Here is a 21,029-nt window from a genome sequence, read left to right on the forward strand (position 1 = left end):
CTTTAGTCAACTAAAGATTTTGGAAATCAAAAAACCCGCTGCATCAAGGCAGCGGGATGCTGTTATCTTTCGGGCGTAAAGCGCTCAGTCAAAACAGCCAACGTCCTTGCCATGACGCCTGTTGCGCCGGCAGGGCCGAAGCATGTCGCTTTATTCGCCGTTGCGGTTCCCGCAATATCGAGATGAACCCACGGCGTGTTTTCCGCGAATTCACCAATGAATGCCCCCGCCATAATCGCGTGGCCTTCTCTTCCCGGAGAATTGTTCAAATCAGCCATCTGACTGTTTCTCACCCGTTTTTTATCCTTTTCTGTAATCGGAAGCTGCCAGATCGGCTCGCCGGATTCTTTCGCCGATTCCGCCACCTGTTCATAAAACGCGGCATGATTGGTCATGGCGCCCGTCATTTCGTTCCCTAAGGCGACAATGACACCGCCCGTTAACGTTGCGACGTCTACGAGGACAGAGGCTCCGTGCTGCTTGGCGTATGTGATGCCGTCGGCAAGCACGAGACGCCCTTCCGCATCGGTGTTCAGAATCTCAATGGTTTTTCCGCTGAGCGAAACGATGACATCATCCGGCTTCATCGCATCGGACGAAATCATGTTGTCCGTAGACGGTATGACGGCGAGCACGTTTTGTTCAGGCCGCAGTTCGCCGATAATTTCCATCGCGCCCAATACCGAGGCGGCCCCTCCCATATCGCTTTTCATGCCGACGATGCCGGTTTTCGGCTTAATTGAATATCCGCCCGTATCAAAGGTAATTCCTTTACCGACCAGGCCGATGACGTCTTCCCACTGATCTTTGCCCTGATACTTCAGAACGATCATTTTCGGCGGTTCGGATGAGCCCTTGTTAACAGCAAGCAGCCCGCCCATGCCGAGCTCTTCCATTTCATCTTTTTCCAAAATTTCACACTCGAAATCGTATTTTGCCGCCAGCTCAGCGGCATATGACGCCAAATCAGTGGCCGTCAGCATATTACCCGGCATATTCACAAGCGTGCGGGCTGAATTCGTCCCTTGGCCGTATGCCGCTCCGACGTTCAGGCCGGCCTGCACTTCCCTCAGGTCTTCTTCGGTCACGGCGCAGACTGATTTCAGTTCCTGATCCGGCTCATTTGATTTATGTTTATAATCCTGCACTTCGTAAACCGCAAGCAGACAGCTTTCTGAAAGCGCATGAGCGGCATCGGCGGCAGGCACTTCCCCGGAGACGAATGTATCGAGCAAAACGGATACTTCCTGTTTTTTATCTTGATGAATCTGCTGAAATACTCGTGCAAAGCATTCTTTCGTATCTTCAAACGAATAATCCGCTTCTCTTCCCAGGCCGATAAAATAAATACGTTTCATACCGGTCGCAGCCGGAGGGTATACTTTTGATACACGATTGCGTTTGGCGGACACATCACCATCCTTTAACAGCTGGGTCAGATGACCGTCCAATTTATCATCCAATTCCTTCGTAAATCCGTTCAGCGTGCTTTTTTGAAAAAGACCGATGACCAGTGTTTCGGGATGCCGCAGTTGATCAGATGCATAAAACATGAGTACACACTCCTTATGTGGGTATTTGTTATGTAAAGTGGTATAATGAAAAAACATTTTTCATTGATTTTATTTTACCAAACTAAGGGCGTTTTCTGCAGTTTTTCGATACGATCGGAATCAGCAGATACAGAAAGGATGTTGCATATGGATGTACTTATGAATTTTCCTTTACTGGCGAGTTTTGCCGCCATTATTTTTGCCCAAGTTGTAAAAGTGCCTATTCAATTTATCGTATCAAAAAAACTTGACTGGTCTCTTGTGACGAGCACCGGCGGCATGCCGAGCTCCCATTCCGCCGCCGTCACCGCGCTGTCAACCGGAGTCGCTTTGGAACAGGGACTGGATTCGCCCCTGTTTGCAGTCGCCGCGATTTTCGCCGTCATTACGATGTTCGACGCTACAGGTGTCAGGCGGCATGCGGGTGAACAGGCGACGGTCATTAATAGACTGGTCATCGACTTTAATCGGTTTGTCAGCGAAGCGAAGGACTTTCAGAAAGCGGAAGAGAAGGAAAAACAGAAGAAACTGAAAGAACTGCTCGGCCATCAGCCGATTGAAGTCTTCTTCGGCGGCGTCACCGGTATTGTGCTGACATTGATTTTAGATTATTTCTTTATGTAAAAAACGCTTCAGCGGATGCTGAAGCGTTTTTATTCTTTTACCGTTTTGTATTGATTTCTGAACACTTGCATCGACTTGGTTTCGTTCAGCTTTACAAGTTCGTCCTCGGTCACTGTGCCGTTCCCTTTTTTAATCATGTAGACATCAAGTGTTTTTTTGCCCCAATTGTTATAGACGTCCTTGACGGTGTCAAAGTAGAGGTCAAGGCGGCTTCCTTTAATTTTTGAGCCGGTATCGGCGACAACCCCGTATCCGTAATTCGGTATAAACAGAATCGTCCCGATCGGGAAAACAGACGGATCGGCCGCAACAGTTGAATATAAATCGCGTTTGACCTTCACGCCTGAATATGTAATTCCGTACTGCGGATGCCCGGGAGATTTTCCGGTAGATTCCGCTCCGGCGGTATAACCGGTGGCCGTCACCTTTTGTGACGGATAGCGTTCCCAGTCAAAAGCTTCTTCCAGCGGTTTTATCCTGCCTGATGCCTTCTTTTCCGGCTGATTCTGTAAGGATTGAAACGGAGTGCCCATGTTTTTCAAAACGGCGCCGCGATGTTCCGTCATCCAATTTGTCAGATCCTTTGCTTCAACACCGGTTATGGAAAAGTATGTCGCATGGCATGCGCCCAAAAAGAGCACGATCATGAATACGCGTCTGATTATCGTCAATCTGAAATCACTCTCCTCCGAGTCATTGTTCCCAACTCGGTGGGGTGCTATACAAAAAGCGCCGCGGCACAAAAAAAGCTTTCTCGAATAAGAAAGCGGCTTAAAACATTTGATATCCTCTTTTTCTGAGCGCCTTTATGGCAATGCCTGACATGATGGCTCCCGCCAGTCCGCCCGCCAAAATCACGACATCCGCAACCGCTAATGACATGATGCGCTGAAACAGGCTTTGAAAGGATTCCCCCGGCGCCTGCACGTAACTGATCATCTTTTTATTGCTTATAATGAAAAGGCATACAATCGGATAGACAACAGCCATAATCCACGACATTCTAAGCAGCATGTTCAACAGAAAGCCTATGCCGAAAAACAGTACAAAAAATAGTACAATTGAGATCAGGACAACCGGCAAACTAATCACAAACATCCACCCCCTACAGCACTTTCAGTGTACCTCGGGGGCGGTAAAAAAGTCAACGTCTGGAAAAATCAGCGTCTCTCTTTGCCGCTTCCCTGGCAGGAGGGACATGTTTCGGAGCCGCCAAGAAGCAATTGAAAATACCCTTTACCTGAGCAGAACGGACACGCCGCCGTGCTTTGTGCTGTCGTTTTCATGCGGATCACCCTTTTTCTTAATTTTCTGATAATATATCATATTTACTTGTCAAGCACCAAGTCAGAATATGTAACAAAATAACTCATGTAAGCGAGAACATTTATTTTTTTCTTTTACATTCTTTTGATAGCGCTCTTTTTTAAAAGAAGAGAAAACCCGCGGCCGCGGGTTTTCAGAAGAATTTAAACTTCCCTTTTTTCAGCGTCAGGCCCAGCCCGCCGATCATAAAGAGCGAGCGGTTGTCAATGACCTTTTTCATAAAGGACGCCGGCGTGCCTTTGAGCTTCCTGCCGTATACGACTCCGACAGCGTTATGCTCACCGAGGGAGGCGACGGTTCCTTTAATGTCAGGCTTGAACTCTTCAAGCTGGCCTCCTTTAATCAAACCGCCCAGATTTTTGGCGACCGTTTCTCCTTGCTGCATCGCGATCTGAGCAGTCGGCGGGTACGGCCGTTCCGTCTCTTCATTGATAAAGAGCGAGCTGTCGCCGAGTATAAAAACGTCATCATGTCCCGGCGCCCGAAGATCAGGGTTGACCTTGACACGGCCGCGCATATTTTCAAAACCCGCTTCCTCCACGATCGGATGTCCGCGCACGCCCGCCGCCCAGACAACGGTCTGGGATTTGATTTCTTCCGGCTCTTCATCTTTCTTGCCGACTGTGACACCGTCTGCGCGGCATTCTTGAACCGCGGTGCCGATTTTAAATTCAACGCCTTTGCTCTCAAGGTATTGAACGGCGTAATCGACAAGCTCCGGATCAAATCCCGGCAAAACCGTCGGGGCGGCCTCGACACAGACGATCCGGACGAGACTTTCATCTATATCATAATATCTGCATAACTCCGGCTTGCGGTTCGCAAGCTCACCGAGAAATTCAATTCCCGTAAAGCCCGCTCCGCCGACAACGATGGTTAAGCGGTCAGGGCGTTTTTCGGCCTCCGTATTGTATGTCGCAAATTGGAGCTCAATATGGTCTTTCAGCTGGCGCGACGTATTAATATTCGCGATCGGAAAAGCGAATTCTTTTAAGCCTTTAATCCCAAATGTTTCAGGGACGGCGCCAAGCCCGATGACAAGATAATCATAAGGGATGTCCCCTTGTGAAAGCGTCACCTTTTTATTTTGCACATCTATTGCTTTTACGGTATCCTGCACAAATTTGACCCGTGATTCATTGATTACATCTTTTATTTGATATCTGCAGCGATCATGATGCAGCGTTCCTGCACTCGCTTCATGCATCCATGTCGTTTCATAATGATAATTGTGTTTATTGACCAAAGTAATGTCAGCGTCATTTGCCCCGATATGCTTCGGAAGCCTTGTTACTGTCATTAATCCACCATAACCTGCACCTAAAACCACGATTTTGGGTTTATTCAATGCCATCACATCCACCTTCTTTTTTTTGCTGTTAGACGCATAATCAAATCAACATTTGTATTAGCTTCAGCTTATTGGCGGGATTTTATGAAATGAAATATAAAATTTTTTAGAAAACCGCACATGTCTGCATATCACCATACTATCCGGAAGAATCAGAAAACATTCAGGAAAAAACAGATTGGAATTTGTCCCCATATTAGCGGCGGCCGCAATTTTTTTCAAGAATGAAGCGGCCGGGCAGTTTTCGGCACTCGTCATCCTTTTAAATTGTATGTTATAATTAATAACAATTTTCAATTAGGAGGCAATTTGGTATGCAAGAGGATTCAAAGGTTTATGATATTACGGTCATCGGCGGCGGCCCGGTCGGCCTGTTTACCGCTTTTTACGGGGGAATGAGACAGGCGAGCGTCAAAATCATCGAGAGCCTGCCTCAGCTTGGCGGCCAGCTCAGCGCGCTGTACCCTGAAAAATATATTTATGATGTAGCCGGATTCCCGAAAATCCGCGCCCAAGAACTTGTGAACAATTTAAAAGAGCAAATGGCAAAGTTTGATCAGACCATCTGCTTAGAGCAGGCCGTTGAATCTGTTGAAAAACAGGCGGACGGTGTGTTTAAGCTTGTCACGAATTCAGAAACGCATTATTCAAAAACGGTTATTATCACCGCGGGAAACGGCGCATTTAAGCCGAGAAAGCTTGAGCTGGAATCAGCGGAACAATATGAGGGCAAAAACCTTCACTACTTCATAGACGACCTCAATCAATTCGCAGGCAGACGCGTTGCCGTTCTGGGCGGTGGCGATTCCGCGGTTGACTGGGCGCTCATGCTTGAGCCGATCGCGAAAGAAGTCAGCATCATCCACCGCCGTGATAAATTCCGCGCGCATGAGCACAGTGTCGAAAACCTGCATAATTCTAAAGTCAACGTGCTGACACCGTTTGTTCCCGCTGAACTTGTCGGTGAAGATCGGATCGAACAGCTCGTTCTCGAAGAAGTGAAAGGCGACCGTAAAGAAATCATCGAAATTGATGACCTGATCGTAAACTACGGCTTTGTTTCTTCTCTCGGCCCGATTAAAAACTGGGGCCTTGACATCGAGAAAAATTCCATCGTCGTCAAAAGCACGATGGAAACGAATATTGAAGGCTTCTTTGCCGCCGGAGATATCTGCACATATGAAGGCAAAGTCAAGCTGATCGCCAGCGGTTTCGGCGAAGCTCCGACAGCCGTGAACAACGCGAAGGCTTACATGGACCCGAAAGCGCGCGTCCAGCCTCTGCATTCTACAAGCATGTTTGAAAAATAATATAAAAAAGAGTCTGTGTCATACCGGCACAGACTCTTTTTTATTTAAACATCCAAATATAATTCATGACGGTTCCGACAACGAGCGCAATGACAAGCGCCGACACGACCCAAATCGTGCCTAAAATAATCCGGTCCTGAATTTTCTGGGCTTTCGGGCTGTGCCCGGGCTGTTTTTGTTCCACACCGGCCCCTCCCTTCTTTGCAAATCTATCTATCGTAACAAATGTCTTACAACACCCAATACTACTATGATAACCAAACTGCAAATGGATGACAAGCTGACCGCATATGAGGCAGCATGAAATCATTTGACATTCCTGACAAAACAAAGTACATTATAAAAAGACGAACATTTTAATTTTATTTAATTCTATTATTCGCTTTTAGGGGTGTTATATATGGAAAATGTATTTGATTACGAAGATATTCAGCTGATTCCTGCAAAATGCATTGTGGACAGCCGATCTGAATGTGATACATCAGTTACATTGGGCGGACACACGTTTAAACTTCCGGTCGTGCCGGCCAACATGCAGACGATAATAGATGAAAACATCGCGGCCTGGCTCGCGGAAAACGGGTATTTTTATATCATGCACCGCTTCGAGCCGGAAAAACGCCTGGCTTTTGTCCGGGATATGAAAGTGCGCGGACTGATTTCTTCCATCAGTGTCGGCGTGAAGGAAAATGATTATGAATTCATCCGGGAGCTGAAAGCACAGGAGCTTGTGCCGGATTATATTACCATTGATATCGCGCACGGCCATTCCAATGCCGTGATCAGCATGATTCAATTTATTAAAGAACATGTCCCGGAAAGCTTTGTCATCGCAGGGAATGTCGGGACGCCTGAAGCCGTAAGGGAGCTGGAACGCGCGGGCGCTGACGCGACAAAAGTGGGAATCGGCCCCGGGAAAGTCTGCATCACCAAAATTAAAACCGGCTTCGGAACCGGCGGATGGCAATTAGCCGCGCTTCGCTGGTGCGCGAAAGCGGCGAGCAAACCGATCATTGCTGACGGCGGCATCCGCACGCACGGCGATATTGCGAAATCCATCCGATTCGGCGCATCCATGGTCATGATCGGATCATTATTCGCCGGCCACGAAGAATCACCGGGACAAACGATCGAAATCGATGGAAAGCTGTACAAAGAATATTTCGGCTCCGCTTCTGAATTTCAAAAAGGCGAAAAGAAAAACGTCGAAGGCAAAAAAATGCATGTCGAACATAAAGGGTCTTTACAGGACACGCTGGTTGAAATGGAGCAGGATCTGCAATCTTCCATCTCTTACGCCGGCGGCAATACACTCGAAGCCATTCGTAATGTCGACTACGTGATCGTAAAAAACTCTATTTTCAACGGCGACAGATTTTAACACGCAGCAGGGCCGCTCAAAGATAAAAAAATGACATTCAATATGAATGTCATTTTTTTCATTAAATACCGAAATAAAGAGCCGCACTGGCCAACAGATTAATCACAAAAATAAACAAAAAGATGTAACGAATGAATTTATTTTGCACCGGAGCAAATATAAAGAGATATAGTCCTGCCACCCCAAAAGTAAGAACAGGAAACAGCCACTCAAAGGATAAAGAAATGATATAACCGATAATCATAACAATCGGCACACCGATTAATGATAATTTACTTCTCATATGATTTCTGCCCCTTTTACTTAAAAATTGGTGTGATGTAAGCTTCAATAATGGCAGCGGCGATCAGCAGACAAATAATTATGAGCACCAATATTCCAATATGCCTGAACATTGAAGCCATTATCTTTTTTTCCTTAGAAAAACACAGCCTGATAACCAATTCAACGCCCTTAAAACCAATGGCGCCACTTAATAATAACGCGGGAACTTCAAATATACCATGAGGAATTAGCAGTAAAAAAATCTGATAAAAAGGAACCCCGCTATGCAGATTTTCTATAATAGAGCCGCTTAAAATAAACCCGTTGGTGAATAAATAAAAGATTGAGGTCAACCCAAAGGTAAAAAAACCCGCGGCTAAAAACAGACAAGCGATTGCATTGTTTTTCAGCAGTTCAACCGCGCCTGACGAGCCGTTGTAAGACGCGGTTGAAACAAAGTGATCGGAAAAAAACGCAGCGATCACACCGCCTGAAAAAAACAGCAATGACGCGGTTAACGGAATGACGGACGTCCTGATTGCCGGCAACATGCGGTTCATCATGTATAGATACTCTCAGCCAATTCTTCAATCTCTTCTAATGAATGCTCGGATGACTGATACTCCGCAGCAAAAACGCCTTCATGTATAATACCGATCGTATCACACAGCGAATGCGCCAGCTCCAACAGGTGGGTCGATAACAGGACCGTATGTCCCTGCTTGACGTACTCCTTTAATAACGTCCGTATCGTTTTACCGCTGATTAAATCAATGCCCGTCAGCGGTTCGTCAAGAATTAATATCTTTGGCTGATGAATGAGCGCGGCCGCAATTGATAATTTTTGTTTCATTCCATGTGAATATGTTTTAATCAGCTGATTTCCGTCTTGAGCAAGCTTCAGCGTCTCTAACATATTCTTTATATACTCATTTGTCCGCTGAGACGGCACTTGAAACATTTCCGCTGTAAAACGCAAGTATTCGACTCCCGTTAAATAATCATATAAAAAGGCATGGTCGGGCACAAAACCGATATCAGCCGATATTTGCCCCCCCTCTTCTGAATCCAGTTCCTTACCGTCAATCATGACGCTGCCTGAAGTCGGTTTAAGCAGGCCCGAAATGATTTTCAAAGTCGTTGTTTTCCCGACTCCATTAGTCCCCAGCAAAGCATAAATTGAGCCTTTTTTCACCTCAAACGAAATATCTTTCAACACCTGTTTTTCACTATAGTTTTTTTGTATATTCACTAATTTAATCATTGTTCGCAAACCTTTCCGCCATATTGATTCTGCGAAGAAACAGAAACATGACTCCATAGTTTAATAGTGTGAACAGGACAAAAATACCTGATGCAGAATGAATAAGCATCATTTCAAGTTCCGGCTTTTTATAGATAAAATACGACGTGATCGCAGCGATTTGAAGCGACACAATGAAAATGAAAGACCCGTATAAGTTGTTATACGTCTTTGCTTTCCCCGCTTCTCCAATTTCGTACAGATGCTCCCAGTTTTTCTTAGGATACAAGGCGGTGCTTGAAATCTGGACAAGACTGTATAAAAAACCCGAACATAAAAACACAATAAACAAGTAGATCGTCAGCGCCGCGGAATACGGAAAAAACACCGTAATCAAAATGGTGATGATGAACGAATAGATAAGAGCGGCGAGATTATAAATACATACTTTCGGAAACACCAGCTGCCACGCATGTTTGATATTTCGGTGAAACAGATGCTGATTTTTTATTTCTCCGTCAACTGATAATACTGTTTTGAGCGCATCTCCGACGAGCTGATACGAAAAGTTCGCAATGATAACCGCCGCAGACACGATGGCGGCTGCCGAATACCCGATAAAATGATGCGATAGAAGCGGAATACAAAAACCTAAAAACAGCATGAACAAATACAACATACTGCCGAAGTTCCTGATAAAAAACCCGTCAATTCTCGATAAAAACAGCAGATCCTTTTGAAAAACGGCATGAAATATTTTGTTATTTCTATATAATTTCAGCTTTGGCGCAAAATCTGCGTTTGTCAAAAACATATAAGGAATAAGGTCCATTTTCTTCAGCGTGGCCGACCACAGTTTAAACATCCCCGCCGTTAAAAGGACGGCGGCCGCAAACACCGCAGCGAAAACGAGCACGGAATGTGAGCGGAATGCTAACCATACATACGGCGTATTCATGAGGATGTTCCGGAAAGCCGGTGACTCCGTAAAGCTTGAAATATCCTTTGCGGTATACTCCCCAAACACGAGAAGATAAACGGCATACCCGACTGCAAGCGGAACCAGCAGGCTGACGCTGAATAAAATGCCTTTCATGATTTTCAAGTAAAACAATTTGCTCCACATATTTGTAAGAAGATAAACAACATAAGAAAACAGCATAGATAAAAATAAATTGAGAAGAAAATAAACGAAGCCCAAGAAAAATACGATGACCGCCGCAGACCCGGTCATGCCTGCGCTTGATAAAAACAAAAAGACCGGAAAAACAAAAAGATACCATACGAAAATGGTTTTTTTGATCGCCTGGCCGGCAAAAACAGAAAACAGCTGTAAAAAACGAACCTTTTTTAATTGATGAATGACCTTGCGCGTATCCAGCAGAAAGGCATTGTGGTGTTCTTTAAAGAAGCCGGCAGCCCAAAACAGCTGCTCAAGTGAAACGGCGATTAAAACAAATTGCCCCCATGCGCTGAGGGGCAGCTGAATCAGTTTTGTCCCGAATACAACACCGCATCCCAGGAAAACGAGATATAAACATAACAGAGAAATAATAATGGCAGACAGCAGTTTGCTGTTGAGTTGAGGAATGCCCCAATCTTCCTTTCTTTTTCGAAACGATGACAGGGTATTATATTTGATAAGAGCCGCAATTTGTTTGACTATCATACTTTCAATCCTTACATATGTATTTGGGAGAGAGGCTCTTTTTGCAGCTTGTACAAAAAGAGCAATTATTTATTGATCGATTTTACCAAGCAGCTGCGTATTTTTTGCCGTATTTCTTAATCATTGTTTTTGCTGTTGCAACGATTGCATAAGAAATCGCGCCTGCGCCTGTAACGATACCGATAAGAGAAATGATAGAAGCAATTGTTGATGCCGCATCAATAATATCAATTGCTTTTTTAGCTGCTGCTGTAGAGATGCCGAGAGTAGAAGCTAATTCAGCATTGGCTGAGAATGCATGAGCCGCCGCCACGTTTAATTCAGTTCCCGTTAATAATAGTGCATAAACCAATGTTGCTGCAGCAAGAGCCGCGCCAAACAAAATGAAAGACTTTTTATTAGATTTTACTAAGTTCATCATAACATCTCCCTACTCTGTTTTTTTAATTTATAATAAAATTCAGCTTAATTGACTCTCTCCCGAGCTAAATTTTATCCGCCATAAAATAGTTTAAGAAAATAGTAAAGAGTTTTAGTAAAACAAAACATCCAGTCAAAATGATTCTCTTGCCTTTACTGAGATCGGTCAGTTTTCCCGCAGCAGCATAAAGAGCCGCGATTGATATGAGCAGAAATGGATCCAGCAGCTGCAGACTCAAGCTGGTGCCGCCGGCAGAATATATAAGCGAGGAATCAGCCGTTAAGTAGTTAACAACTGAAAGAATCAACATTTTAAATGCCGAGATTAAAGAAGTCAGCGTATATAGAAGCAAATATATTTTTTTCGGTTTTTTTGTACCGAGAATAAAAGCGGCAACGAATAACAGAAATCCGCCTATCAGAATTTCCACAAAAGTTGTGAAGATCATAAACCCTTGCAGAAACATGACAATCGTACGAACACTTTTCTCCCCGATATCGTAGGTATTTTCTCCGACGGAAGAATAATACGACTGCAGAACTTTATCTGAAATACTGAATTGGAAGAGTAATGAACAGATCAAAATGATGAAAAAAGAACTTAAAAATATTTTTTTATTGCTCAATTGACCTATCATATTATCATCCTTTTCTTACAAAATAAATTAACTATTCTATACTTTTACAATTTAGTTTAATCCTATCAAAAAATCAATATCCTTTCGAAAAATATGACTTTAGAACGTGTTGACAAAGAGCACATCTTTCAGAGTTTTTGGTTCTATGTACCCTTTATTTTTTTTCGAATTTGCAAATAGTATGATTTAGACAATTGATTTGAAGTTTTAGGAAGAACCTGTCGAAAGAGACGAAGGATATAAAAAAGGAGGATATCGTCATGTATCCTCCGGATGTATGATCGCCAGCACCTGATGATCTTCCCATTTTCCATTTATTTTTACATTTTTTCTCGCAATGCCTTCTTTATGAAAGCCAGCTTTTTCGAGCACCCGGATTGACGCCTTATTGTGCGGCATGACTCCAGCTCCTATCCGATGCAGTTTCAGGTCATTGAATGCATAATCGACTGCCAGCTTGACAGCCTTCGTCGCATAGCCTTTCCCGTTATATTTGCCATCTAAAAAATAACCGATAAAAGCGCTTTGGAGGGAACCCCGAACCACCTGAAAAAGGCTGATCGTGTCAATCAGGGTCTGATCCTGAAGAAAAATGCCGAAGCTGTATTCAGTATCATTTTCCGCATTCTTCAGTGATTGTTCAATTCGTTTTTTCCGGCCTTCCAGCGTATAAAAATCCTCTTGTCTCGACATGGCAAACCGTTCAAAAAACATGCGGTTTTCCGTCTGCAAAACCAGTTCCTGCTCTGCATCATTCAAGCTGAGCGGCCTGATATCAACGCTGTTTCCTTCCTGCATATGCATCGCCGTCCTTTTGTTTTGATCAGAAACGTTTTTTTAATTGCCTCTCACCCATGTGATACGGTACGCTTTATCGCATCAAGAAAATTCCAAGACTTTACGTTCATCTTTCCTTTCGTGACCTATGTCTGATGTGAGTAACCGAAACGGAAGCACAAGGTTCTTTTGTTGACTTAAACCGTGCTTTAAGCCGTATCATCATATTGTGACAAGGAAAGAATAGTTTTGGCGGGTTTCCCGATGATCTAAAAATCAATTTTACAGAATCACTGCTGTCTTATTTCATGCCTATTTGCGGGATGAATATATTGATTGGATCAAAGCTGAAATGTTGACAAAGAAATGTAAAAACAATCGGAAAAGAGGAGATAATATGAAACTGACGGGAAATACAATACTGATTACAGGCGGAAATGCCGGAATAGGATTGGCTTTCGCAGAACGGTTTTTAAAAGCGGGAAATAAAGTCATCGTGACCGGACGGCGTGAGCACGCTCTTCAAAAAGCAAAGGAAACATTCCCGGATCTTATTACATATGTCAGTGATTTGAGCATTCCATCTGAACGTATATCACTGTTTGATTGGGTGAAAGAAAATTATCCGGAAGTGAATGTGTTAGTAAACAACGCGGGGATTCAACAACGTTTTCATGTACTGAAAGCGGATGCGAAGGACAATTGGGACTATTTCAATAAAGAAATCACAACGAACATTGAAGCTCCCTTCCACCTGTCTATGCTGTTCGCTCCGTTTTTTGCCGGAAAAGAAGATGCGGCTTTCATTAACGTCTCTTCGGGATTGGCTTTTACACCGCTTGCCATTGCACCGATCTATTCAGCAACGAAAGCGGCGCTTCATTCATTTACAATGAGTCTGAGACATCAGCTTTCTGATTCATCTGTAGAAGTGATTGAAGTTGCGCCTCCGGCGGTGAATACAGATTTAGGCGGAGCAGGGCTGCATACGCAAGGGGAACCGCTGGATGAATTCGCTGATGGGATTTTTAAAGGACTGAAAGAGGGCAAACAAGAAATCGGATATGGTTCTTCAGAAGAACGGCTGCGCATGTCACGGGATAAAGCCGATGAACATACGGCAAATATGTACCATGCGATGAAACATACAATCGAATAACCTCTTTGAAAAAGCAAAACCCGCTTCTGTTGAGCGGGTTTTCCTTTTATTAAACAGATAAACGCCTTTTTTAACAATGGTGCAAGCGCCACCGGAAAGAAAGACGTCATATTTTTTCATCCTAAGAATGGCGGGTTGACCCTTAGCACTCTTCCGGCGTACCGGCGTTTTTGGCCGTGCGGAAAGATGAACCGCAGCCGCAGGAAGCGATGGCATTCGGGTTGTCAATGGTGAAACCGCCGCCCATCATGGACTGTTTGAAGTCAATGATCGTGCCGGTCATAATATCAAGGCTTTCGCTGTCGACCAAAACGGTGATTCCGTGCTGTTCAAACATGCTGTCTTTTTCGCCTTTTTCGTGCTCAAATCCCATTCCGTAAGACAGGCCGCTGCAGCCGCCGCCTTTTACGCCCACACGGAGAAACGCGTTTTCTTCTTCATGCTCTTTCATCATATCTTTTATATGCAAAGCCGCTGCTTCAGTGATGGTTACTGGAACACTCATAGGTAGACCTCCTTTTTTTAAAAACGGATGCTGATATCTATTATAAACCTTGAGGAGAGTATTTCTCAAACGAGCTGTTTACAAATAATAGACGCCGCTGCATACGGTTTCGGCGGGTCCCGTCATCAGTACGTGCCCGTTGTCCTGCCAATTAATCACAAGGTCGCCTCCCGCTAAATGAACGGTGATATCCCGGTTTCGTTCGGAAACACCGTTCAATACGGATGCGACAGCCGCCGCACAGGCGCCTGTTCCGCAAGCCTGTGTAATGCCGGAGCCGCGTTCCCATACGCGGAAATGAAGTTCATCGGCGCTGACGGTTTCCACAAATTCGACATTGACGCCTTCCGGAAATCTCGGGTCTTTTTCAATGACGGGACCGAGCGTTGTAAGAGGTGCTTGATTGATATCCGCAACCGGAAAAACAATATGGGGGTTTCCCATTGATACGGCTGTTCCGGAAAGCTCCGTTTCTCCAAAAACAAAGGTTTCATCGATCGTCCGTTCATCTTCATTGCCGAGCATCGGCAGCTCTTTTTTGGTGAGGCGCGGTTCGCCCATATCAACGGCGACTTCACGCACAATCCCGTTGTCCTCTGTAATGTCTGCTTTCACTAGACCTGAAAGCGTCTCAATGAAAAAGGACGTTTCTTCTGTCAGCTTATGTTCGTATGCGTACTTTGCCACACAGCGAAGGCCGTTGCCGCAATTTTTCCCTTCTGAGCCGTCATTATTAAAAATCCGCATTTTGACGGGCGCTTTTTCTGACGGACAGATGAGGATCATTCCGTCAGAGCCGATGCCCGTGTGAATGCTGGACACTTTAACGGCAATCTCAGCCAGCCGTTCTTCCGGCAGCTGTTCTTCAAATTGATTTACATATATATAACTGTTTCCAAGACCGTGCATCTTGGTAAAACGGAATGAATTCATATCGGCCTCCAACTTTTTTTCTTTTACTTAGTATAAAAGCTCTTCTGCTCGGACACAATACAAATATCCCCCGTTTTTCATACATAAAAGCTCCCTGCATATGCAGGGAGCTTTTATCGTTTACTAAATAAACATGCCGGCAATCGCCGCGCTGAGAAGGTTTGCGAGTGTTCCCGCAATAACCGCTCTTAATCCGAGGCGCGCAATGTCCGAACGGCGGCTTGGGGCCAAACCGCCCAGTGTGCCGAGCATAATCGCAATCGAAGAGAAGTTGGCAAATCCGCACAGCGCAAAGCTGATAATCGTAGACGTTTTTTTAGAAAAGTCCGCAATATGCGGACCGAAGTTTGAATAAGCGACAAACTCATTCAGCACAAGTTTCTGTCCGATATAGCTTCCCGCTCCGAGCGCTTCATGCCAAGGAACGCCGATTACAAATGCGATCGGTGAAAACACGTAACCGAGAATGGATTCTAATGTAATATGTTTGAAACCGAACCAGCCGCCGATTCCGCCGAGAATTCCGTTCACTACGGCGATGAGCGCGACAAACGCAAGCAGCATGGCGCCGACATTTAGAGCAATCTGAAGGCCAGTGGACGCGCCTTTTGCCGCTGCATCAATCACATTAGCGGCGCCTTCGCCTTCTTCGTCCATATTAAAATCGCCTTTTATCGTCTGCGTTTTTTCCGTTTCAGGTATTAAAATTTTTCCGAACACGAGACCGGCGGGAGCCGCCATAAAGCTGGCCGCCAGCAAGTATTCGATCGGAATGCCTAACAGGGCGTAACCGAAAAGCGTCGAACCCGCTACAGCCGAAAGGCCGCTCGTCATAATCGTAAACAGCTCGGAACGGGTCAATCCCGCAATCAGCGGTTTAATGGCAAGCGGTGATTCAGACTGTCCGACAAAAATGTTCGCAGCCGCCGCAAGCGATTCCGTTCTGCTTGTCCCAAGAAGTTTTGACAGTCCGCCTCCGATGACGCGAAAGATGAGCTGCATGATTTTCAAGTGATACAAAACGGCAATCAGCGCTGAGAAAAAGATAATGACCGGCAGAACGCTCAGCGCAAAAGCCGGGCTGCTGCCCACTTTTAACAGCGGGCCAAAAATAAAGCTGATGCCTTCGTTCGCATAATCAATGAGAAGCTGCACACGGCTTGAGAACCATAAAAATACGGCCCGTCCGGCGTCCCACTTTAATACGATGAATCCGAAGGCCATTTGTAAACATAAACCGACAATGACGGTTCGCAGGTTAATTTTGCTTTTCTTCTCTGATAACAAAAAAGCAATGGCTAATATAGCAACTGCCCCGAGCAGCCCCCAAACGATATTCAATGAATCCACCTCTAAAATTTTATTTAAAAAAAGTCTTTATTAAGATAACAATATTTATTTTTGCTGTCTACAAATTTTTTATTTTGCAAAACCCGGGGCGCAATAAAAAAGAGACCCCATTCGGAGCCTCTGATTAAAACATCGGATTTTCTTCTATGAATGTATATATGTTGTCAACCAGTTCAGCAGGCGTGCCTCCCGTGACCACTTCGCCGTTGACCAGGGCGAACAGGGACTCCATGCATTTCCCGCAATAGCTTAAACAGCCGTATTCAAGCACGTCCAAGTTCGGATCCTTCTCTAAGATCTCAAGTGCTTCCTGGGAACCGCGCGCTAAATTGCTGACACAGAATTCAATCATCGGAATCATGCGGTTTCACCTCACATATGTACCTTATCCTAACGGAATTTCCTCTATTCGTCAAAGATCCGGTTTCACGCTCAATGTTATCGTAACATATTAATTCAGGTTAAAGGTTTTACTATTACGTGTTTTCTGGTCAATTTGTAGGTTATTTTAAAACTATTATTGTGGTTTTAGATCAAATTCGATATAATTCTAGATGTTATTTTACATAGTTCGTTATTTTGTAACAACATTGACTACCATATTTTTCGGGCAAAAGGGGAATCATTATGAAAAAATTGGTCTTGATCGGCGGGGGTTACGGAAACATGCGGGTGCTGCACCGCTTACTGCCGAACCAGCTTCCGTCAGATATATCCATCACGCTGATTGACAGAAACCCGTATCACTGCTTAAAAACAGAATATTATGCGCTCGCCGCCGGCACGATTTCTGATCATCATATCAGGGTGTCTTTTCCTGAGCATCCGAATCTGGATGTTCAATACGGTGAGGTGGCTTCCGTCGACACGAAAAACAAACAGGTTCTGTTTCATGACCGCGAACCGATTTCTTACGATGACGCGGTGATCGGACTGGGCTGCGAGGATAAGTATCATAACGTGCCCGGCGCGCCGGAACATACTTACAGCATTCAGACCATTGATCAGTCACGCGAAGCCTATCAAAAGCTGAACAACCTCGGCGCCAATGCATCTGTCGCTATCGTCGGAGCGGGATTAAGCGGCGTGGAGCTTGCCAGTGAATTAAGAGAGAGCCGTGACGATCTGAAGATTATGTTATTTGACCGGGGCGACCTGATTTTATCAAGCTTTCCGAAAAGACTCAGCAAGTATGTTCAGAAATGGTTTGAAGAACACGGCGTCGCCATTATCAATAATGCGAATATTACAAAAGTGGAAGACGGGATCGTTTATAATCATGATGAAGGAATAGCGGCCGATGCCATCGTGTGGACGGCGGGAATTCAGCCGAATAAAGCCGTCAGAGAACTGGACGCTGAAAAAGATCCGCAGGGGCGCATCATTTTAACACCGCATCACAACCTTCCGGGCGATGAGCATGTTTACGTCGTCGGTGATTGCGCGAGCCTGCCGCATGCGCCGAGCGCCCAGCTGGCTGAAGCACAGGCGGAACAAATTGTGCAGATCCTCCTGAAACGCTGGAACAATGAAGAGCTGCCGGAAACAATGCCGCAATTTAAGCTGAAAGGCGTTCTCGGTTCACTCGGAAAAAAAGCGGGCTTCGGTCTTGTCAACGACCGTCCGCTCATCGGGCGTGTGCCCCGTTTATTAAAATCAGGCCTTTTATGGATGTACAAGCATCATAACGGCTGATAAGAAAAAAGCCGCTGATTGCGATCAGCGGCCATTTTTAAGAGCCCGCAACATAGCCGCGCTTTTCCATTTCTTCATATATATCTTTTAAATGCGGATTCCCTTCCCCCACAATGACATCCTCCACCAGCACGAGCGGATAGAAAAATTCATCGTTTCTGATGCGCTCCGCAAGCTCTTCTGTCTCCTTTTGCTGAGGCGGTGCGTCAATATCAATATACCGCATGTGAAAAGGCTGCTCCGGATATTTCCGTTGCAGCGCCGCCTCCAGCCATTCAAACGTATCTTTGGCGCTCGGCATATTCACGCAGCTTGCGCAAAGCGTTTCAGCGCCGTAAACACTGAGCGTAACCGGCTTTGTCATGTATATCATCCCCTTTACACCAGTATACAAAGGACGGGGCAGCTTTTGTATAAAAAACGGTTTTTATGTTCAAGTTTAAATATGCTATAATGGGGAAAGCAGCTTTGCAAACCAAACATTAGATTTTTACCGTTACTGTGAATATAATGGTTTTATGTATATGAAAGGAGCGAATCTCATGACTGAGGTTGAAATGAAAGAGCAAGTACAGGAAGTATTGGATAAATTACGTCCGTTTCTGCTTCGTGACGGCGGTGACTGTGAGCTTGTTGATGTAGACGAAGGCATTGTAAAGCTTCGCCTCCTTGGCGCATGCGGCAGCTGCCCAAGTTCAACGATTACGCTGAAAGCCGGAATCGAACGCGCCCTTCTTGAAGAAGTACCGGGTGTCGTTGAAGTAGAACAAGTATTTTAATCATAAAACCAGGCTGCATGACAGCCTGGTTTTTTATTTTTTACAAATAGTCATCAAACCATGAACAAATATAACGGATGCGTTTCATCCGCTGTTCCGGATGGCCGCTTCTCGACAGCTCATGCGTGGCTTTCGGAAACCGGATGAACGACGTCGTTTTGTTCAGTTTCTTCAATGCGGTAAAGAGCTGCTCCGCCTGCTCTATCGGACAGCGGTCATCTCGCTCACCATGCAGGATCAAAAGCGGCGTCGAAACCCGGGACGCATATTTTACAGGAGAACGATCCCAAAGCTTATCCGCTTCCTCAAACAAATCATGTCCGAGCTGCCAGTCTGTAAAAAAGAAGCCGATATCGCTGACACCGTGGAAGCTGAGCCAATTTGAAATGGAGCGCTGCGTGACGGCTGCTTTAAAACGGCCTGTCTGCCCGACAATCCAATTCGTCATAAACCCTCCGTAGCTTCCGCCCGTCACACCGAGACGGCCGCTGTCAATAAACGGATACGCCTGAACGGCTTCATCCACCGCCTGCATGACATCACGGTAATCTCCGCCTCCGTAATCACCCCTGACACGATTGACAAAATCCTGCCCGTAGCCATGGCTTCCTCTCGGGTTGACATACACGACAGCATATCCTTGTGCGGCCAGCACTTGGAATTCGTGAAAATACGTATGGCCGTACATCATGTGAGGCCCGCCGTGTATGTATAGAATGAGCGGATAAGTTTGATCCTCTTCAAAAACGGCGGGCTTTAAAAACCAGCCGTTTACCGTCAGCCCGTCCTTTGTTTCATATTGCAGCTTTTCCGGCACGGATATGATGCGCTCCTCAATAAACCGATCATTGTCGGATGTCAATTGCTTCTCTTCCCCATCTTCGAGCGAAATGCTGTAAAGCTCGGAAGGCTGTGCGGGTTTGGCAATGACAGCGATACAGCTTTTCTGATCAGGATGAAAAGCAAAACCGTTCACGTACTCTTCTTCTAATCGGATCGGATAGACGAGGCCGTCAATCGAGATATAATAAATACCGGTGCTTCCCTGCTCGCTCCCGAGAACGTAAAAACCCTGCCCGTCGTTTGTCCATACCGGCCGGAGCGTCACTCCTCCTATGATTGAATCCGCAATCAGCGCATCGCTCAAATGAACATCCAGCATGTCGGTCAGGCAGGACAGCCGCTCAGTTTTCACGTCGTACAGCCACGCTTTCTCTAAAGTCGCATTGCGAAATTCATTTTCATGGCCCAGCATCGCGATATAAGAACCGTCCGGTGAAAACACGCAGGAACCGAAAGAACCGCGGTGCGGCGTAATCTGCTTCAGGCTTCCGTCCGCCAGATTCATCAGATAGACATCGCTCGGCTTTCCGGCGTCACCCGGCTCGCATAAATTGGCGGTAAACGCAAGCTGCCTGCCATCCGGTGAAAAGGCCGCGCCATAATGATCCGCTTCATGATCCGTCAGCTGCCGAATCTCCCCCGTTTCAAGATGAATCAGCACAAGCTGGGCCCAGCTTCCGTTCAGCAGGCCTTTCCCGTCACGTTTATATGTTAATGACTGAATGTCAACCGGCTCATACTCGTCATGCTTCTTTTTTTCTTTCTCATCGGCGCGCTCCGCTGATGTCAGACTGACGGACACAAGCACGGATCTGCCGTCGGGCGCCCATATCGGATCTGATACGCCCCAAGGAATATCGGCCGCCTGCTCCGCCTCTCCTCCGGCAGCGTTGATGATGTACAGCTGAGGGACGCCGTTCTCCCTGTCAGAAACAAAGGCGAGGCGCCGTCCGTCAGGTGACCACCGCGGACTTGTATTTCTGTTGTCCCCGAAAGTCCACGGGTTTGAGATGCCGGATTCTGTGTCATATACCATAATGGCTGAGGAATAGGAATCACGCTTATGATTGACTGTTGTCCGGACGTAAGCGGCTCTTCTGCCGTCAGGGGCATATTGCGGGTCTGTCACGGATACGAGAGTCGCAATGTCCTCCTCGGTTATGAGTTTTTTCAATCGTTTCTCCTCCTTTTCTTTTTTATTTCGCTTCC

Annotated in this window: 25 protein-coding genes; 6 read left to right on the top strand and 19 right to left on the bottom strand. The window is 45.7% G+C overall.

Annotated features, from left to right (window positions below; genetic code table 11):
• Window positions 1–62 precede the first annotated feature (62 nt).
• Window positions 63–1,553 (bottom strand): leucyl aminopeptidase, encoded by a 1,491-nt coding sequence (locus NSQ37_RS00560; RefSeq protein WP_007613484.1) that lies wholly within the window; start codon window positions 1,551–1,553, stop codon window positions 63–65.
• 147 nt (window positions 1,554–1,700) lie between these two features.
• Here NSQ37_RS00560 and NSQ37_RS00565 point away from each other — a divergent pair, with 147 nt between their 5' ends.
• Window positions 1,701–2,177: a divergent PAP2 family protein gene (locus tag NSQ37_RS00565; RefSeq protein ID WP_025285204.1), complete on the top strand. Its 477-nt coding sequence runs from the start codon at window positions 1,701–1,703 to the stop codon at window positions 2,175–2,177.
• A 29-nt stretch (window positions 2,178–2,206) separates the two neighbouring features.
• On the opposite strand, the gene NSQ37_RS00570 is transcribed toward NSQ37_RS00565, so the two are convergent.
• The 4 genes from NSQ37_RS00570 to NSQ37_RS00585 all read right to left on the bottom strand — a co-directional run bounded on the left by NSQ37_RS00570 (window position 2,207) and on the right by NSQ37_RS00585 (window position 4,857).
• Entirely contained in the window at window positions 2,207–2,848 is a 642-nt protein-coding gene (locus tag NSQ37_RS00570; protein ID WP_341123047.1) for a 3D domain-containing protein, read from the bottom strand.
• 100 nt (window positions 2,849–2,948) lie between these two features.
• On the bottom strand, window positions 2,949–3,269 hold the full coding sequence (locus NSQ37_RS00575; protein ID WP_003151989.1) for a YuiB family protein: 321 nt from the start codon (window positions 3,267–3,269) through the stop codon (window positions 2,949–2,951).
• 68 nt (window positions 3,270–3,337) lie between these two features.
• The gene (locus NSQ37_RS00580; protein ID WP_142302797.1) at window positions 3,338–3,463 is read right to left on the bottom strand and encodes a YuiA family protein; all 126 of its coding nucleotides are present in this window, start codon (window positions 3,461–3,463) and stop codon (window positions 3,338–3,340) included.
• 173 nt (window positions 3,464–3,636) lie between these two features.
• On the bottom strand, window positions 3,637–4,857 hold the full coding sequence (locus tag NSQ37_RS00585; protein WP_012118337.1) for an NAD(P)/FAD-dependent oxidoreductase: 1,221 nt from the start codon (window positions 4,855–4,857) through the stop codon (window positions 3,637–3,639).
• A 311-nt stretch (window positions 4,858–5,168) separates the two neighbouring features.
• Between NSQ37_RS00585 and yumC the strand changes: the two genes are divergently transcribed.
• A complete protein-coding gene (yumC, locus tag NSQ37_RS00590; RefSeq protein ID WP_003151984.1) occupies window positions 5,169–6,164 on the top strand; it encodes a ferredoxin--NADP reductase 2 in 996 nt (331 codons plus the stop codon).
• A gap of 40 nt (window positions 6,165–6,204) precedes the next feature.
• Here yumC and NSQ37_RS00595 read toward each other — a convergent pair whose 3' ends face one another.
• On the bottom strand, window positions 6,205–6,348 hold the full coding sequence (locus tag NSQ37_RS00595) for a hypothetical protein (RefSeq protein ID WP_003151982.1): 144 nt from the start codon (window positions 6,346–6,348) through the stop codon (window positions 6,205–6,207).
• A gap of 216 nt (window positions 6,349–6,564) precedes the next feature.
• Between NSQ37_RS00595 and guaC the strand changes: the two genes are divergently transcribed.
• Complete coding sequence (gene guaC, locus NSQ37_RS00600) at window positions 6,565–7,545, top strand: GMP reductase (protein ID WP_015240502.1); 981 nt, start codon at window positions 6,565–6,567, stop codon at window positions 7,543–7,545.
• Window positions 7,546–7,606: 61 nt separating this feature from the next.
• Here guaC and NSQ37_RS00605 read toward each other — a convergent pair whose 3' ends face one another.
• The 7 genes from NSQ37_RS00605 to NSQ37_RS00635 form a co-directional block, all read right to left on the bottom strand.
• On the bottom strand, window positions 7,607–7,828 hold the full coding sequence (locus NSQ37_RS00605; protein WP_003151978.1) for a DUF5970 family protein: 222 nt from the start codon (window positions 7,826–7,828) through the stop codon (window positions 7,607–7,609).
• Window positions 7,829–7,844: 16 nt separating this feature from the next.
• Complete coding sequence (locus NSQ37_RS00610; protein WP_025285208.1) at window positions 7,845–8,372, bottom strand: stage II sporulation protein M; 528 nt, start codon at window positions 8,370–8,372, stop codon at window positions 7,845–7,847.
• Complete coding sequence (locus NSQ37_RS00615) at window positions 8,369–9,073, bottom strand: ABC transporter ATP-binding protein (protein ID WP_076424470.1); 705 nt, start codon at window positions 9,071–9,073, stop codon at window positions 8,369–8,371. The genes NSQ37_RS00610 and NSQ37_RS00615 overlap by 4 nt, the downstream gene beginning before the upstream one ends.
• A complete protein-coding gene (locus tag NSQ37_RS00620) occupies window positions 9,066–10,721 on the bottom strand; it encodes a hypothetical protein (protein WP_326365042.1) in 1,656 nt (551 codons plus the stop codon). The genes NSQ37_RS00615 and NSQ37_RS00620 overlap by 8 nt, the downstream gene beginning before the upstream one ends.
• 82 nt (window positions 10,722–10,803) lie before the next feature.
• Entirely contained in the window at window positions 10,804–11,139 is a 336-nt protein-coding gene (locus NSQ37_RS00625) for an uberolysin/carnocyclin family circular bacteriocin (RefSeq protein WP_003151973.1), read from the bottom strand.
• A gap of 67 nt (window positions 11,140–11,206) precedes the next feature.
• Complete coding sequence (locus tag NSQ37_RS00630) at window positions 11,207–11,779, bottom strand: hypothetical protein (protein WP_007408715.1); 573 nt, start codon at window positions 11,777–11,779, stop codon at window positions 11,207–11,209.
• A gap of 258 nt (window positions 11,780–12,037) precedes the next feature.
• The gene (locus NSQ37_RS00635; RefSeq protein WP_043020742.1) at window positions 12,038–12,577 is read right to left on the bottom strand and encodes a GNAT family N-acetyltransferase; all 540 of its coding nucleotides are present in this window, start codon (window positions 12,575–12,577) and stop codon (window positions 12,038–12,040) included.
• Between the two features lie 376 nt (window positions 12,578–12,953).
• Between NSQ37_RS00635 and NSQ37_RS00640 the strand changes: the two genes are divergently transcribed.
• Window positions 12,954–13,715, top strand: coding sequence for an SDR family oxidoreductase (locus NSQ37_RS00640; RefSeq protein WP_007408717.1), 762 nt, complete (start codon window positions 12,954–12,956; stop codon window positions 13,713–13,715).
• A 142-nt stretch (window positions 13,716–13,857) separates the two neighbouring features.
• Here the strand turns inward: NSQ37_RS00640 and NSQ37_RS00645 are convergent, their stop codons facing one another.
• The 4 genes from NSQ37_RS00645 to NSQ37_RS00660 all read right to left on the bottom strand — a co-directional run bounded on the left by NSQ37_RS00645 (window position 13,858) and on the right by NSQ37_RS00660 (window position 16,864).
• Window positions 13,858–14,220 (bottom strand): HesB/IscA family protein, encoded by a 363-nt coding sequence (locus tag NSQ37_RS00645; RefSeq protein WP_003151967.1) that lies wholly within the window; start codon window positions 14,218–14,220, stop codon window positions 13,858–13,860.
• 78 nt (window positions 14,221–14,298) lie between these two features.
• Entirely contained in the window at window positions 14,299–15,153 is an 855-nt protein-coding gene (gene dapF / locus NSQ37_RS00650; protein WP_012118345.1) for a diaminopimelate epimerase, read from the bottom strand.
• Window positions 15,154–15,276: 123 nt separating this feature from the next.
• Window positions 15,277–16,494: a NupC/NupG family nucleoside CNT transporter gene (locus NSQ37_RS00655; protein WP_012118346.1), complete on the bottom strand. Its 1,218-nt coding sequence runs from the start codon at window positions 16,492–16,494 to the stop codon at window positions 15,277–15,279.
• A 133-nt stretch (window positions 16,495–16,627) separates the two neighbouring features.
• The gene (locus NSQ37_RS00660) at window positions 16,628–16,864 is read right to left on the bottom strand and encodes a YuzB family protein (RefSeq protein ID WP_341123052.1); all 237 of its coding nucleotides are present in this window, start codon (window positions 16,862–16,864) and stop codon (window positions 16,628–16,630) included.
• A gap of 266 nt (window positions 16,865–17,130) precedes the next feature.
• On the opposite strand from NSQ37_RS00660, the gene NSQ37_RS00665 reads away from it, so the two are divergent.
• Window positions 17,131–18,198 carry an NAD(P)/FAD-dependent oxidoreductase gene (locus tag NSQ37_RS00665; protein ID WP_025285213.1) on the top strand — a complete coding sequence of 356 codons (1,068 nt, stop codon included), beginning with the start codon at window positions 17,131–17,133 and terminating at the stop codon, window positions 18,196–18,198.
• A 37-nt stretch (window positions 18,199–18,235) separates the two neighbouring features.
• Here the strand turns inward: NSQ37_RS00665 and NSQ37_RS00670 are convergent, their stop codons facing one another.
• A complete protein-coding gene (locus NSQ37_RS00670; RefSeq protein ID WP_015240509.1) occupies window positions 18,236–18,562 on the bottom strand; it encodes a YuzD family protein in 327 nt (108 codons plus the stop codon).
• Window positions 18,563–18,641: 79 nt separating this feature from the next.
• Between NSQ37_RS00670 and NSQ37_RS00675 the strand changes: the two genes are divergently transcribed.
• Window positions 18,642–18,977 (top strand): NifU family protein, encoded by a 336-nt coding sequence (locus NSQ37_RS00675; protein ID WP_169510385.1) that lies wholly within the window; start codon window positions 18,642–18,644, stop codon window positions 18,975–18,977.
• 40 nt (window positions 18,978–19,017) lie between these two features.
• On the opposite strand, the gene NSQ37_RS00680 is transcribed toward NSQ37_RS00675, so the two are convergent.
• On the bottom strand, window positions 19,018–20,994 hold the full coding sequence (locus NSQ37_RS00680) for a S9 family peptidase (protein ID WP_341123055.1): 1,977 nt from the start codon (window positions 20,992–20,994) through the stop codon (window positions 19,018–19,020).
• Window positions 20,995–21,029 lie beyond the last annotated feature (35 nt).

Origin of the sequence: Bacillus sp. FSL P4-0334, assembly GCF_038004825.1 — a bacterium.
GTDB lineage: Bacteria > Bacillota > Bacilli > Bacillales > Bacillaceae > Bacillus > Bacillus velezensis.

Coding starts and splice junctions, on each gene's coding strand:
- NSQ37_RS00560 (WP_007613484.1), bottom strand. CDS start 1,553: ATGTTTTATGCATCTGATCAACTGCGGCATCCCGAAACACTGGTCATC.
- NSQ37_RS00565 (WP_025285204.1), top strand. CDS start 1,701: ATGGATGTACTTATGAATTTTCCTTTACTGGCGAGTTTTGCCGCCATT.
- NSQ37_RS00580 (WP_142302797.1), bottom strand. CDS start 3,463: ATGAAAACGACAGCACAAAGCACGGCGGCGTGTCCGTTCTGCTCAGGT.
- NSQ37_RS00585 (WP_012118337.1), bottom strand. CDS start 4,857: ATGGCATTGAATAAACCCAAAATCGTGGTTTTAGGTGCAGGTTATGGT.
- yumC (WP_003151984.1), top strand. CDS start 5,169: ATGCAAGAGGATTCAAAGGTTTATGATATTACGGTCATCGGCGGCGGC.
- guaC (WP_015240502.1), top strand. CDS start 6,565: ATGGAAAATGTATTTGATTACGAAGATATTCAGCTGATTCCTGCAAAA.
- NSQ37_RS00605 (WP_003151978.1), bottom strand. CDS start 7,828: ATGAGAAGTAAATTATCATTAATCGGTGTGCCGATTGTTATGATTATC.
- NSQ37_RS00610 (WP_025285208.1), bottom strand. CDS start 8,372: ATGATGAACCGCATGTTGCCGGCAATCAGGACGTCCGTCATTCCGTTA.
- NSQ37_RS00615 (WP_076424470.1), bottom strand. CDS start 9,073: ATGATTAAATTAGTGAATATACAAAAAAACTATAGTGAAAAACAGGTG.
- NSQ37_RS00620 (WP_326365042.1), bottom strand. CDS start 10,721: ATGATAGTCAAACAAATTGCGGCTCTTATCAAATATAATACCCTGTCA.
- NSQ37_RS00625 (WP_003151973.1), bottom strand. CDS start 11,139: ATGAACTTAGTAAAATCTAATAAAAAGTCTTTCATTTTGTTTGGCGCG.
- NSQ37_RS00630 (WP_007408715.1), bottom strand. CDS start 11,779: ATGATAGGTCAATTGAGCAATAAAAAAATATTTTTAAGTTCTTTTTTC.
- NSQ37_RS00635 (WP_043020742.1), bottom strand. CDS start 12,577: ATGCAGGAAGGAAACAGCGTTGATATCAGGCCGCTCAGCTTGAATGAT.
- NSQ37_RS00640 (WP_007408717.1), top strand. CDS start 12,954: ATGAAACTGACGGGAAATACAATACTGATTACAGGCGGAAATGCCGGA.
- NSQ37_RS00645 (WP_003151967.1), bottom strand. CDS start 14,220: ATGAGTGTTCCAGTAACCATCACTGAAGCAGCGGCTTTGCATATAAAA.
- dapF (WP_012118345.1), bottom strand. CDS start 15,153: ATGAATTCATTCCGTTTTACCAAGATGCACGGTCTTGGAAACAGTTAT.
- NSQ37_RS00660 (WP_341123052.1), bottom strand. CDS start 16,864: ATGATTCCGATGATTGAATTCTGTGTCAGCAATTTAGCGCGCGGTTCC.
- NSQ37_RS00665 (WP_025285213.1), top strand. CDS start 17,131: ATGAAAAAATTGGTCTTGATCGGCGGGGGTTACGGAAACATGCGGGTG.
- NSQ37_RS00670 (WP_015240509.1), bottom strand. CDS start 18,562: ATGACAAAGCCGGTTACGCTCAGTGTTTACGGCGCTGAAACGCTTTGC.